The sequence below is a fragment of the Sphaerisporangium krabiense genome, from assembly GCF_014200435.1.
GTDB lineage: Bacteria > Actinomycetota > Actinomycetes > Streptosporangiales > Streptosporangiaceae > Sphaerisporangium > Sphaerisporangium krabiense.
This window is the reverse complement of record NZ_JACHBR010000001.1, coordinates 4,950,769-4,963,925: the sequence shown is the minus strand read 5'-3', so window position 1 is coordinate 4,963,925 and position 13,157 is coordinate 4,950,769. Positions and strand designations below refer to the sequence as shown.

12 protein-coding genes are annotated in these 13,157 nt (G+C 71.8%); 6 read left to right on the top strand and 6 right to left on the bottom strand.

All coding sequences use genetic code 11. The features are described 5' to 3' along the window. The first annotated feature begins 1 nt into the window (after position 1). The 3 genes from BJ981_RS21910 to BJ981_RS21900 are packed head-to-tail and all read left to right on the top strand — an operon-like array spanning position 2 to position 3,391. Positions 2–1,012, top strand: coding sequence for a carbohydrate ABC transporter permease (locus BJ981_RS21910; RefSeq protein ID WP_184613250.1), 1,011 nt, complete (start codon positions 2–4; stop codon positions 1,010–1,012). Continuing rightward, entirely contained in the window at positions 1,009–1,863 is an 855-nt protein-coding gene (locus BJ981_RS21905) for a carbohydrate ABC transporter permease (RefSeq protein ID WP_239139029.1), read from the top strand. Before BJ981_RS21910 ends, BJ981_RS21905 begins: the two co-directional genes overlap by 4 nt. A gap of 46 nt (positions 1,864–1,909) precedes the next feature. Then, positions 1,910–3,391 (top strand): glycoside hydrolase family 3 protein, encoded by a 1,482-nt coding sequence (locus tag BJ981_RS21900; protein WP_184613248.1) that lies wholly within the window; start codon positions 1,910–1,912, stop codon positions 3,389–3,391. Positions 3,392–3,463: 72 nt separating this feature from the next. Here the strand turns inward: BJ981_RS21900 and BJ981_RS21895 are convergent, their stop codons facing one another. After that, a complete protein-coding gene (locus BJ981_RS21895; RefSeq protein ID WP_184613246.1) occupies positions 3,464–5,143 on the bottom strand; it encodes a PstS family phosphate ABC transporter substrate-binding protein in 1,680 nt (559 codons plus the stop codon). A gap of 164 nt (positions 5,144–5,307) precedes the next feature. Then, positions 5,308–6,486 (bottom strand): ROK family transcriptional regulator, encoded by a 1,179-nt coding sequence (locus BJ981_RS21890; protein WP_184613244.1) that lies wholly within the window; start codon positions 6,484–6,486, stop codon positions 5,308–5,310. A 212-nt stretch (positions 6,487–6,698) separates the two neighbouring features. On the opposite strand from BJ981_RS21890, the gene BJ981_RS21885 reads away from it, so the two are divergent. Genes BJ981_RS21885 through BJ981_RS21875 form a run of 3 tightly spaced genes read left to right on the top strand, consistent with a single transcriptional unit; the run spans position 6,699 to position 9,884 of the window. After that, a complete protein-coding gene (locus BJ981_RS21885) occupies positions 6,699–8,615 on the top strand; it encodes an endonuclease/exonuclease/phosphatase family protein (protein WP_184613242.1) in 1,917 nt (638 codons plus the stop codon). A gap of 20 nt (positions 8,616–8,635) precedes the next feature. After that, on the top strand, positions 8,636–9,085 hold the full coding sequence (locus tag BJ981_RS21880) for an RrF2 family transcriptional regulator (protein ID WP_184613240.1): 450 nt from the start codon (positions 8,636–8,638) through the stop codon (positions 9,083–9,085). A gap of 7 nt (positions 9,086–9,092) precedes the next feature. Beyond that, positions 9,093–9,884, top strand: coding sequence for a DNA-formamidopyrimidine glycosylase family protein (locus BJ981_RS21875; RefSeq protein ID WP_184613238.1), 792 nt, complete (start codon positions 9,093–9,095; stop codon positions 9,882–9,884). 68 nt (positions 9,885–9,952) lie between these two features. Here BJ981_RS21875 and BJ981_RS21870 read toward each other — a convergent pair whose 3' ends face one another. The 4 genes from BJ981_RS21870 to rimO all read right to left on the bottom strand — a co-directional run bounded on the left by BJ981_RS21870 (position 9,953) and on the right by rimO (position 13,077). Then, entirely contained in the window at positions 9,953–10,318 is a 366-nt protein-coding gene (locus tag BJ981_RS21870) for a helix-turn-helix domain-containing protein (protein WP_184613236.1), read from the bottom strand. Between the two features lie 253 nt (positions 10,319–10,571). Then, a complete protein-coding gene (locus tag BJ981_RS21865) occupies positions 10,572–11,069 on the bottom strand; it encodes a CinA family protein (protein WP_184613234.1) in 498 nt (165 codons plus the stop codon). Continuing rightward, a complete protein-coding gene (pgsA, locus tag BJ981_RS21860; RefSeq protein WP_184613226.1) occupies positions 11,066–11,671 on the bottom strand; it encodes a CDP-diacylglycerol--glycerol-3-phosphate 3-phosphatidyltransferase in 606 nt (201 codons plus the stop codon). Before pgsA ends, BJ981_RS21865 begins: the two co-directional genes overlap by 4 nt. Continuing rightward, positions 11,668–13,077 carry a 30S ribosomal protein S12 methylthiotransferase RimO gene (rimO, locus tag BJ981_RS21855; protein WP_184613224.1) on the bottom strand — a complete coding sequence of 470 codons (1,410 nt, stop codon included), beginning with the start codon at positions 13,075–13,077 and terminating at the stop codon, positions 11,668–11,670. Before rimO ends, pgsA begins: the two co-directional genes overlap by 4 nt. Positions 13,078–13,157 lie beyond the last annotated feature (80 nt).

Below are 13,157 nucleotides of genomic sequence, written 5' to 3'. Positions count from 1 at the left end.
GATGGCGCAGACGTCAACGATCGCCCGGGGCGGAGGGGACTCCTCCGCCCCGGCGCGGCGCCGTCAGAAGGCGCCGCGCCGGGGCCGTGGCCTTCCCGACTGGGCCATCCCTTACGCGTTCCTGCTGCCGGGCCTGCTGGTCATCGCGGTACTGCTGCTCTACCCGCTGTACCAGATGATCGACATGTCCTTCCACAAGGTAGGACTGCGGCAGATCCGGCCGAACCCCCAGCCCGCCGAGTTCCTCGGCCTGCAGAACTACACGGACGTCTTCAAGTCCGACCTGTTCTGGACCTCGCTGCGCAACACCGTGGTCTTCGCCGCGGTCACCGTCGCGCTCACGCTCCTGCTGGGCACGCTGGTGGGGCTGCTGCTGCACCGGCTGGGCAAGAAGATGTCGACCTTCCTGATCATCGGCATCATGGCCGCCTGGGCCACCCCGCCCACGGCCACGGCGATCATCTGGAAGTGGCTGTTCGACTCCGACGCCGGCGTGGCCAACTGGGCGCTGAACCAGCTTCCCGACTGGCTGTCGAACGCGCTGTTCGGCCGGTCGGACTGGTCGGGCCAGCCCTGGCTCAACGAGCCGTTCACGATCTATCTGGTGCTGGTCGTCGCGGTGGTCTGGGCGTCGTTCCCGTTCATCGCGGTCTCGGTGCTGGCCGGCCTGAAGGCCATTCCGTCGGAGCTGTACGAGGCCGCCCGCGTGGACGGCTCGTCGCCGCTCCGGACGTTCAGAAAGATCACCTTCCCGCTGCTGAAGCCGGTCTTCTCCGTCCTGCTCGTGCTGTCCATCATCTGGGACTTCAAGGTCTTCACGCACCTGTACGTGCTGGCCGGCGGCACGACCAACCGGGAAGCCTTCAACCTGCCGATCTGGGCCTACACCGAGGCGTTCAGCGCGCCTCCGAAGATGGGCTTCGGCGCCGCCATCTCGGTCATCCTGACCGTGATCATGCTGATCATCACGGCCGTGTACGTGCGGCAGATCGTGCGGACGGAGGATCTGTGACGAACCCCCAGACCGCCAAGCGCGTCAGAGCCGGCGGCCTGCACGCGGCGGCCATCGTGATCTTCCTGTTCTCGGTCTTCCCCGTGTACTGGATGGTCGCCACCGCGTTCAAGCCCAACGACGAGATCTTCACGACCCGGTTCATCCCGTTCCCGCTCGCGCCCACCATGGAGCACGTCTCCCGGGTGCTGACCAAGGGCGTGGCCGGTCACTCCATCTGGCAGTACCTGTTCAACAGCGCCGTCGTCGCCCTCGGCACCGTGCTGATCGGCGCCGTCTTCGCGCTGCTCGCGGCCACCGCCGTGGCGCGCTTCCGGTTCCGCTTCCGCACCAGCTTCCTCATCCTGCTGCTGGTCGTGCAGATGGTGCCGGCGGAGGCGCTGACGATCCCGCTCTTCCTCATGATCAAGCGGCTCGGCCTGTACGACCAGCTCCTCGGCCTGATCATCCTGAACATGGGCTTCACGCTGCCGTTCGCGATCTGGATGCTGCGCACCTTCGTCGCCGCGGTGCCCAAGGAACTGGAGGAGGCGGCCGCCATCGACGGCGCCAGCCGCTTCGTCACCTTCTGGAAGGTGCTCTTCCCTCTGGTCGCGCCGGGACTCGTGGCGACCAGCATCTTCTCGTTCATCACCGCGTGGAACGAGTTCGTCTTCGCGCTGACCCTGATCAACGACCAGGGCAAGTACACGATGCCCGTGGCGTTGCAGTACTTCAACAGCCAGCGGTCGACGGACTGGGGCGGCATCATGGCCGCCTCGACGCTGATGACCATCCCGGTCATCGTCTTCTTCCTGTTCGTGCAGCGGCGCATGGTCTCCGGACTGGTCGCGGGCGCCGTCAAGGGCTGAGGTCCCGGCCCTTCCCATTTACTGAGCTAAGGAGTCGAATACCGCCATGTCTGAGTTCTCCGCGGGCGCGTCCTCGCAGAGCGAGTTCTCTGCGGACGGCGATCGGGGTCTGGAACGCCTCGCGGCCGGAACGCTGCTCGCGGCCTTCCCCGGCACCACCGCTCCCGACTGGATCCTCCGTGAGCTCGCCGACGGCCTCGGCGGGGTCACGCTGTTCGGATTCAACGTCGAGGCGCCCGAGCAACTGGCCGCCCTGTCCCGGCAACTCCGCGACGCGGGCGATCCGGTCATCTCCCTGGACGAGGAAGGAGGGGACGTCACCCGGCTCGCCTACCACGTCGGCAGCCCTTACCCGGGCAACGCCGCGCTCGGCGCCGTGGACGACGTCGAGTTGACCCGGCGGGTGTACCGCGCGATCGGCGACGACCTCGCACGCTGCGGTGTCAATCTGGACATGGCACCCGACGCGGACGTCAACACCGCCGACGACAACCCGGTCATCGGCACCCGTTCGTTCGGGTCCGACACCGACCTGGTGTCACGGCACACCGTGGCCGCCATCGCGGGCCTCCAGCAGGCGTGCGTGGCGGCCTGCGTCAAGCACTTCCCGGGGCACGGCGCGACCCGGCAGGACTCCCATCTGGAGATCCCCGTGGTCGACGTGCCCCGCGAGGTGCTCTGGGAGCGGGAGCTGGCGCCGTTCAGGGCCGCGATCGAGGCGGGCACGAAGTCGATCATGACCGCCCACGTGCGCGTTCCCTACCTGACCGGTACGGACCCGGCCACGCTCTCGTCCTCCGCGTTGACCGAACTCCTCAGGGGCGAGCTCGGGTTCGACGGCGTCGTGATCACCGACGCCCTCGACATGCACGCGATCACCAAGAGCGTGGGCCTGGCCGGCGGCGCGGTCCTCTCGCTGGCCGCGGGGTCCGACCTGCTCTGCCTCGGCCCGCTGCCGACCCGCGAGGACATCCAGGAGGTCAAGGCCGGGATCGTGCGGGCCGTCCGCGAAGGACGGCTGCCGCTCGCGCGCCTGGAGGAGGCGGCCGAGCGCACCGCGCGCCTGCGCTCCTGGTTCACCCAGCCGCCCGAGGAGCCGAGGGACGGCAACGTGATCGGCCTGACCGCCGCCCGGCGCGCGGTCAAGGTGTCCGGCACGGCCGCCCCGCTGGTCAACCCGTTCGTGGTCGAGGTGGACACCCCGCCCACGATCGCCGTCGGCGACGTCCCGTGGGGGTTCGCCCCCTGGCTGCCGGACGCCGAGATCGCCCGGGTCAAGCCGGACGACGCCGACGCGACCGCTCTGCTGGAACGAGCCATCGGCCGCTCGCTCGTCATCGTGGTGAAGGACGCCCACCGCCACCAGGCGAGCCAGGACATCGTCTCGGCACTGCTGGCCGGGCGCCCGGACGCGACCGTCGTCGAGATGGGCCTGCCGATCTGGCGTCCGCCGGCGGCGACCTACATCGCGACCTACGGCGCGGCCCGCGCCAACGCCCAGGCCGCCGCGGAGCTGTTCACCGGCTGACGCGGCCCACCGGCCCGGCCCCGGTGCGCACCGGTAGCGGTGCGCACCGGGGCCGTTCCATGGGCGCCGCGCTCACCGCGCGTCGCACAACTGCGCCGTGCAAGGGAAGAATCCGGCATTGCCGACCTGCACCCCCGCGACCGCGTTCTCCCGGACGTACTTCAGGAAGCCGTGCTTCAGCGAGCCGGGCTCGGGCGTCTCGCGCGAGTACAGGTACTCCACCGTCCAGAAGGGGTAGCCGTCCGGATTCGAGGGGTCGAAGTTCTGCCCGTCGAGGCTGAGCCCCTGCACGACGGTGTCGCCGCCGCTCTCCTGGCGGATCCTCCTCAGCACGGACACGTCGGCGTAGCCGATCGCCCCGGGGGTGTTCTTGATCTCCTGGACGACCTTGACGTTCTCGTCGCGCTCGCATCGGATGACGCCGGCCTTCGCCGAACGCCTGGTCTTGCAGTCGTCCGAGGTCAGCGGCGGCTCGGAGAGGCCGCCGAGCACGTACCGCTCGAAGGTCCTGCGGGTGCCCGACTCCCCGCCGCGCCCCACGATCGAGATCGGCAGCGACCCGCGACCGCCGGTGGCCTGGCGCCAGGCGGGCACCTGGTTCCAGTCGGTCCAGTCGCCCCTGTAGATCTTGCGGAGGTCCTCGGCGCTCAGCGTGGTCAGGCCGACACCGGTGTTCACCACCACCTGGAACACCACGACCGCGATCTTCTGAGCGTACGGCGACTGGCCCCTGAACTCGCCCATGCCGTCGGACAGCGCGACGGTGGCGGGCGCGGCCAGGTCGCGGAGTCCCTCGATGGAGCCGTTGGGGTTGGTCGTGATCCGCGCGTCGGGGCAGTCCCGCTTGTATGCCTCGGCGATCGCCGCCATGGTCGGCATGAACGCGCTGGAGCCCTCGACCCGCAGCTCGCCGGACGCGCAGGCGACGGCCGTCTCCGGCTGCCGGGGCTGCTGGGCTATCTGGCTCAGCACGAGCACGACGGTCAGCACGACGGCCAGCGCGCCGGTGACCCGGGGCAGGGTGACGCGGCGCCGCTCCCCCTCGTCCTTGATCAGGCCCGTCTCCTTGAGCCTGCCGCCGTGGCGCAGGCTCTTGGTGACCTCGTCGGCCCTGCTCTCGACCGGCTCGCGCAGGACCACGACCAGCTTGGCCATCTGCCCGCGTCCCAGGGAGATGCCGTCCAGCCAGACGCCGTACCAGCGGGGTTCCCCCGCGTCCTGGCCGGACGGGGCCCGCAGCAGGCGGTTCATCCTCTCGGTGAGCCGTCCCCGCACGGTGAGGAGGTTGTCGCGGCCGGTCCTCGTGTCCCCCGCGGCGAAGAAGCGCAGGCTGTTGCGCAGTTCCTCGCGCAGCTCAGGGGTGCTGGCCTCGGAGATCCTGGCGTTCCACACCACCCGCCCGCCGAAGGTGAACGACAGGGGCTTCTGGAAGTCGTCGGGCTCGATGTCGTAGCTGCCGCTGTTGCGGATGCGGATGACCACGACGCTCATCCGGTCCAGCAGGCGCACGACCTGGCGGAGCTGCCGGGGGCCTGAGTCGCTGGGGTCGGCGCCGTCGTGGAGCCGTTCCGGCCCGATGCCGATCTTGGAGTTGTACAGCACCCGGAAGCCGAGCCGTTTGCGCCGGACTATCAGACGGTCGAGGAAGGGGGCGGCGACCAGCAGGACGATGCCGAACACCACCGGGCCCGCGCCGCCGAGGAAGTCGACCAGTCGCCCCAGCCAGCCCAGCGCGCCCACCAGGTACCCCATTCCTCGTTACCTGGTTCAATTCTGGTCACAGCACGGCATATACCTCGACTGATGGCGATCAGTTCACGCGGAGTTCGCCCGCCCGTCACCCGGCGACCTCCCGGCGGCCGGGTGCCGGCCGCCGGGCTCGAACGCTCCACGGCGAGCCGGGCGCGAGCCACCGGTCAGGAGGCGAAGAGCTCCTCGTGGGCCTGTTCCAGCGCGGCCAGGATGGCGCCGCGCAGCACCGGCCGGACCTTGACCTCACTCACCACGACCTCGGGACGGATCGGGCAGATGCGGGCCACCGCCTCCTCGACGCGATAGGTGAGCGCGGCGCCGCCCGCCCGGCCGACCTCGCCGTTCAGCACGACCAGCGAGGGGTCGAGCACGACGCACACCGAGGCGACGCCGAGCGCCAGCCGGTGCGCCAGGTCGTCCAGGAACGCCGAGCCGGCCTCCCCGCCCTCCACGGCCGCGCGGACGGCCTCGGCGCCGGCACGGCCGGGGAAGCCCTGCCGTTCGGCGAGCTCGGCCACCGCCTCGGCGCTGATCAGCGACTGCAGACCGCCCGCCAGCGACGGCATCCGGCCCGGCAGCGCCTTGACGTCCCCGGCGAGAGGCACGCCCGGCACCGGGAGGTAGCCGATCTCGCCCGCGGTGCCCGAGCGTCCGCGGTGCAGCCGGCCGCCGAGCACGACGGCGAGGCCGACGCCGCGCTCCACCCACAACAGGACGAAGTCGTCGACGTTCTTGGCCGCGCCCTCGGAGCGCTCGGCGATCGCGGCGAGGTTCACGTCGTTCTCGATCGTGACGGGCCGCCGCAGGTCACGGGCGAGCGCCTGGTGGCTGCCCTCGTGCCAGCCGGGGAGGTCGAAGGAGAACCGCACGTCACCGCTGCGCGGGTCCACGACACCGGGCGTGCCGATGACGATGCCCTTGAGGCGGGACAGCGCCACCTTGCCCGACCGGCACGCCTTCACGACCGCGTTGTGGACGAGCGCGACCGGGTCGTCGTGGCCATTGGTGGACACCGCCACCTCGGCGACGATTTCGCCGTTGATATCGGCGATCGCGGTCGTCACCGATTCGGGCCCCACGTCGAGTCCTGCCACATAGGCAGAAGATGCGATCACTCCGTAAAGTGCCGCATTGGGCCCCCGGTTGCCGGCCTGTTCGCCGACGACCTCCACCAGGCCGCGCTCTTCGAGCCTGGAGAGGGTCTGTGAGGCGGTGACCTTCGACAAACCGGTCAGGTCGCCGATCTGTCCCCTGGTCAGCGGGCCCGAGGAGAGCAGCAGCTCCAGCGCGGCCCGGTCGTTGATCTCCCGTAGCAACCTGGGCACGCCAGGACGTCGCTCCATCGCATGCTTTCTTTGTCGTCGGTCCCCGTTGCGCTAATCACCATCCGGTCGACCGGTGTAACGCAACCATTTGTCAATAAAGCTTCCTGCCAGTTTAGCGGCACCGCAGGTGGGGGCCGACTCCGCGGCACACCGTCTCCCTTCATACCCCACTCTTGCCCCACCGCTCAATTGCCCCCAGGATCACCTATGTCCTTACCGAGGAGCGCTCCATGGCGGAAGCACCCCACCGATCCCCCTCCGAGACCGCCTCGCCGCGCTCGTCCTCGGCCCTCGTCCGGCGGCACGCGCCCGCGGGCGTGGCCGTCCTCGGCGTGCTGCTGCTGGCCGACCACCTGCGCGTTCTGCTCCCCTCTCTGATCACGCTGTTCGGCCGGGCGGGCGAGACCCCGCCGGAGCGCATGGGCCTGTTCGCGGCCCTGTGGTTCGTCCTCCCGTTCGCCGCGGTCCCGGCCGCCCGGGCCGTGGGCGCGCGGCGGGTCCTCATGGGCGCCGGGGTACTGCTGGCCGCCGCCCGGCTCGTGCTCCAGGCCACCGACGGCGGCGCGCCCCAGTTGTACGTGTCGGGCGCGGGGGTCGCCTGCGGGATCGCCTTCCTGTACGGCTGCGCGCGGACGCTGCCCCGCGAGGTGGTCCCCGCGGCGCTCGCCGGGGGCCTGGCGGCCTCGACGATCGTCCACCTGCTGCTCGGCCAGATGGACCTGGTGTGGCGCGCGGGCCCCCTTCCCTGGTTCGGTGTCGTTCTGGCCTGCGCGGCCCTCCTGGGGTGCCTGTGGGCCCTTCCAGGACGGCATGGGGAGCCCGCCCCCGCGCGGCTCTGGTTCGCCTTCGGGCCCGCCCTGGTGCTGACGGGCATGTACCTGGGGACGACCGGCCTGGCCGGCCCGCCCGCGTGGGGCGGGCCCGCGGCGTGGACCACCATGGTGGTGAGCGCGACGCTCGCCGTCTGCCAGATCGCCATGGTCTGCCTGGCCGCGCGCCCGCCCGCGCGCCGGTGGGTCCCGGTCGCCCTGCTTCCCCTGTCGGTGGCCGTGGCGATCGTCACCGAGACCACGCCTCCGGCCGCGCTCGCCGCGCTCGCGCTCGGGGCCTGCCTGGGCCTGGCGGGACTGCCGGCCGCCGCCTCCCCTGGCAGGAGCGGCCTGGCCGCGATCGCCGGCATGCTCGTGTTCCTGGTGGCCGTGTTCGCGTACTACGCGGCCTACGACGCCGACCTCGGCTTCCCCAACCGCCTCGTGCCCGGCGCCCTGGCCGTCCTGGTCGCCGTCCTCGCGGGGACCGCCGCCCAGGGCCGGCGGGCGCCCGCCCGGCCTTCGCTCGGGCGGGGGCCGGTGGTCGTCGCGCTGGCCGTCGCGGCGGCCACGGCCGTGGCGGCCTGGCGGCCCACCCCGCAGGTGCGCACCGTGGCCGGGGACGAGTTCACGCTGATCGCCTACAACATCCGGATGGGGTTCGGGCTGAAGGGCACCCTGGACCTCGACGCGATCGCCGCGTGGGCGCGCACCCGGAACCCCGACGTGGTGCTGCTGAGCGAGGTCGACCGGGGCTGGCTGCTCAACGGCGGCCACGACGGCCTGGCGCGCGTCGCCGCGGGGCTCGGCATGACCTACCGTTTCGCGCCCGCGGCCGACGGCCTGTGGGGCGACGCGATCCTGACGTCGTTGCCGCTGCGCGGGTCGGAGTCGTTCCCGCTCGGCCGCCACGGCCATCCGACGGGCGCGCAGGCGCAGGCGTCGGTGGTCGTCGTGGGCGGCGCCGAGGTGGGCATCCTGAACACCCACCTGCAGGCGCCCGCCGGCCAGGCGCCCGAGGCGGCCGCGCTGGCCCGGCGGCTCGCCGAGGGAAGGATCCCGGCGGCCGTCCCCGCCCGGCCCCGGCCCGTGCTGCTCACCGGCGACCTCAACACCACCCCCGCCGACCCGGAGATGGCCGTCCTGACGGGCGCGGGCCTCACCGACCCCCTGACGGCCTTCGGGGACCCCCCTACCTCCCCCGCCGATGACCCGGTGAAGCGGATCGACCACGTACTGCTCGGACGGGGGTTGAGCGTTGTCACGGCAGAGGTTCCCCGCGTACCTTTCTCAGATCATCTGCCTGTTGTGGTGCGGTTGCGGCTAACCACGCTTTAGCAGGCGGGATAATCGACAACATGCGTCTTTCTGCCCGTGTCGACTACGCCCTCCGCGCCGCCGCCGAGCTGGCCGCCTCCGGCAGCGGTCCCACCACCGTGGGCGAGCTCGCCAAGGAACAGGAAATGCCCCCCAAGTACCTGGAGAACATCCTGCTCCAGATGCGAAGGGCCGGACTGGTGCGCGGCCAGCGAGGCCCCGAGGGCGGGTACGTCCTGGCCAGGCCCGCGACCGAGATCTCACTCGCCGACGTGATCCGCGCCGTGGACGGTCCCCTGGCCAACGTCCGGGGCGAGCGCCCCGAGCACGTCGGCTACCGCGGGGCCGCCCGCTCCCTCCAGCAGGTCTGGATCGCCCTGCGCGCGAGCGAGCGCGCGATCCTGGAGGAGGTCACCCTGGACCAGATCGCCACCGACACCCTGCCCCCGCGCGTGATGGAGCTGGCCGCCGACCCCGCGGCCTGGGACTGACCGCCCCATGCCCGAGGGCGACGCCGTCTACCGCACCGGCGCCCGGCTGCGTGCCGCCCTCGACGGACGGGTGCTCACCCGCTCGGACTTCCGCGTCCCCCGGCACGCCACCGCCGACCTGACGGGCCGTGCCGTCCTCACCACGCTGACCCGCGGAAAACACCTGCTCACGCGGGTGGAGGGCGGGCTCACCGTGCACACTCACCTGCGCATGGACGGAAGCTGGCGCGTCCAGGCCGCAGGCACCCGCCTCCGCGCGGGCGACGTCGTCCGCCTCGTCCTCGCCAACGTCCGCTGGCAGGCCGTCGGGATCAGGCTCGGCGTGGTCGACCTGCTGCCCACCGAACGGGAGGACCGGGTCGTGGGCCACCTCGGGCCCGATCTGCTGTCCCCCGCCTGGGACGCCGCGCACGCCGAGACGGCCGCGCGGAACATCGCGGCGCGGCCGGAGGTGACGATCGGTGAGGCGCTGCTGGACCAGCGCAACGTGGCGGGCCTCGGCACCATCTGGCGCGCCGAGACGCTTTACCTGTCCGGGATCTCCCCGTTCACTCCCGCGGGGGACGTGCCGGACCTGGTGACGATGATGACGCTCGCCCATCGGCTGCTGGAGGCGAGCAAGGACGACCCGGGAGGCCCGATCACGACGGGCGATCCGCGCCCGGGGAGGCGCCTGTGGGCGTACGGGAGGGCCGGCAGGACGTGCCCGCGCTGCGGAGGACGGATCGTGGGCGGAGAGCTCGGGGCACAGCCGTACGAAAGACTGGTGTTCTACTGTCCCGTCTGCCAGCCGCGGTGAGCGGGCGGCGCGCGGAACACGGGCCGTCGCGGGACGACCCGCGGGCACGGAACGGGCAGGCCGCGGACCTACGCGGCGACCATGTCCTTGACCTCGGGGAAGCCTTCGAACTCGGGGCCCGAGATCGTGGTGGAGACGGTCTCGGAGATGGGAAGACGCTCGTGCTCGGGCACGTCGGCCAGCACGGGCGCGTGTTGCAGTTCGGCCAGCGCGAACTGGTCGGACACCTCGCGGAGCACCTGCGAAAGAGGCACGCCCAAGGCGCCGCAGATCGACGCGAGCAGCTCCGAGGACGCTTCCTTCTGGCCGCGCTCAACCTCGGACAGGTAGCCCAGTGAGACACGTGCCAACGTGGAGACCTCGCGCAGGGTGCGTGCCTGCCGCACCCGCAGCCGCCGCAGCACGTCACCGAGCAGCTGACGCAGCAGGACCATCTGTCGCTCCCTCCCGGGCGCAGGGGTCTTCACGACACTCCGCGCGGTCGGTTCGTATCGCCCGTTCTTCGGATGCGCTTCGTACATGCTCCTCGCCGTCATCACTGGTTCGCTCGGCGCCTTCGCCGGGCGCGCGCCGGACCTGCTCCTCGCCGTTGGGTCGCGGACCTCACTCACAGCTCCACCGTACCCGCATCGGCCAACGCGGCGGCAGACCGTGGAGAGCATGTTCGCTGGTGACGTAACGCGGTAATCATCCGGAATGTTCCCCCACTTCGGCCTCCAGCACACCTCTCAGGAGATCTAAACCCTCCCGAACGGTACCTTTACGGATCTCTTCCCTAGATCCGGAAAGATGCACCTCACGCCGCCAAAAACCCTTATCCGGTCCGGCCACGGCGATGTGGACGGTGCCGACCGGCCTGCCGTCCTGAGGGTCCGGGCCGGCCACGCCGGTCACCGCCAGACCGTAGGTCGCCCCGGCGAGCCGCCGGACCCCGGCGGCCATGGCCGCCGCGACCTCCGGGTGCACGGCACCCTCCCGATCTAGTAGATCTTCCGGGACCTCCAGCAGCCGGGCCTTCAGCTCGGTCGCGTAGGCGATCACCCCGCCCCGGAACGCGGCCGACGCGCCGGCCGGCGTGGTGAGCGCGGCGCCGATCAGCCCGCCGGTCAGGGACTCGGCGACCGCCGCCGTGGCCCCCCGGCGCACCAGGAGGGCCAGCACCTCGGCCGCCAGGGTCGCGCTCACCCGCCGCGCGCCTTCTGGGCCACCTTCCGCAGCCGCACGGCCCTGATCACGTAGTCCAGGCCGGTGACCACCGTCACGGCCAGGGCCGCGCCCATCACCGCCCACCGCAGCGCGTCGGGCACGCCGGGCAGGATGTAGAGCGCGATGGCGGCGATCTGCAGGACGGTCTTGACCTTGCCGCCGTAGCTGGCCGGGATGATGCCGTGCCGGATCACCGCGAACCGAAGCCCCGTGACCCCGGCCTCCCTGACCAGGATCGCGGCGGTGACCCACCAGGGCACCTCGGCGAGCAAGGACAGCGTGACCAGCGCGGCACCGATCAGCGCCTTGTCCGCGATCGGGTCGGCGATCTTGCCGAAGTCGGTGATCAGCCCGTAGCGCCGGGCCAGCCAGCCGTCGAGCTGGTCGGTCAGCGACGCCAGCAGGAACACCACCAGCGCCGTCCACCGCCAGCCCGCGCCGTCCACGAACATGCAGACGACGAAGAAGGGGACGACCACGAGCCGGAGCACGGTCAGCACGTTGGCGACGTTCCACGGGCTGACGTACCGAGCCACAGGGGCGACGATCGGCTCGGCGCCGGTCTCCGGCCGTTGCGTCATGGCGAGGCCTTGATGCGGGCGATCAGGTCGACCCCCTCGGCGTCGACGACCGTGGCGCGCACGATCTGGCCGGGGACCAGCCCGATGCCCTGGACGGTCACCGAGCCGTCCACCTCGGGGCCCTGGTGGGCGGCGCGGCCCTCGTAGCCGCCGTCGCCCAGATCCTCCTCGACGAGGACCTCGACCTCGGTGCCGATGCGCTCCTCCGCGCGCTGGGCGGCCAGCTCGTCCGTGAGGGCGGACAACGTGGCGACGCGGGCGTCCACGACGTCCTGGTCGAGCTTGCCCGGGAACCCGGCGGCCTCGGTGCCCTGCTCGTCGGAGTAGCCGAACACGCCCGCGACGTCCAGCCGCGCCTCCTGGAGGAAGGCGGTCAGCTCGGCGAACTCCTCCTCGGTCTCGCCGGGGAACCCGACGATGAAGTTGGAGCGCACCCCTGCCTCCGGGGCGTGCGACCGGATGGTCTCCAGGAGGTCCAGGAAGCGGCGCGGGTCGCCGAAGCGGCGCATGCGGCGCAGGACGGTGCCGCTGGCGTGCTGGAACGACAGGTCGAAGTACGGGGCCACGCCGGGGGTGCCCGCGATGACCTCCAGAAGGCCGGGACGGAGCTCGGCGGGCTGCAGGTAGTTCACCCTGACCCGCTCGACGCCCTCGGTGGCCGCCAGCCGCGGCAGCAGCTTCTCCAGGGCGCGAAGGTCGCCGAGGTCCTTGCCGTAGGAGGTGGAGTTCTCGCTGACCAGCACGAGCTCCTTGACCCCGCGCGCGGCGAGCCACTCGGCCTCGGCCAGCAGTTCGTCGGGCCGGCGCGAGACGTAGGCGCCGCGGAAGGCCGGGATCGCGCAGAAGGCGCAGCGCCGGTCGCACCCGGAGGCGAGCTTCAGCGGGGCCATCGGGCCGCCGGAGAGCCGTTTGCGCAGCGCGCGCGGCCCGCTGGCGGGTGCGAGGCCCTCGGGCAGGGTCTCGCCGTGGCCCGGGACGGCCGTGGCGCCCGAGGAGCGTTCGACGGGGGTGATGGGCAGGAGCAGCCGGCGATCTTGGGGCGTGTGCGGCGTGAGCGCACGGCCCGCGACGACGTCGTCCAGACGCGCGCCGATGTCGGCGTAGTCGTCGAAGGAGATGACCGCGGAGGCCTCGGGCAGCGCCTCCGCCAGTTCCTTGCCGTAGCGCTCGGCCATGCACCCGGCGGCGACCACCTTGGCCCCGGAGTCGGCCGCGGCCAGCAGGGTGTTGATCGAGTCCTGCTTCGCCGAGTCGATGAAGCCACAGGTGTTGACGACGATGACGTCGGGGTCGTCGTCGTCGAGGCTCCACCCGGCGGCCTCCATGCGCGCGGCGAGCTCCTCGGAGTCGACGTCGTTGCGCGCGCAGCCCAGTGTGATCAGCGATGCGGTTCGGCGGGAAGACATGATGGGCTCTACGGTATCGGGAGTTGGCCTCCTCCGGCGCACTCACCCCGCTCTCGCGCGGGCACGGCGGCCCCGCGCGG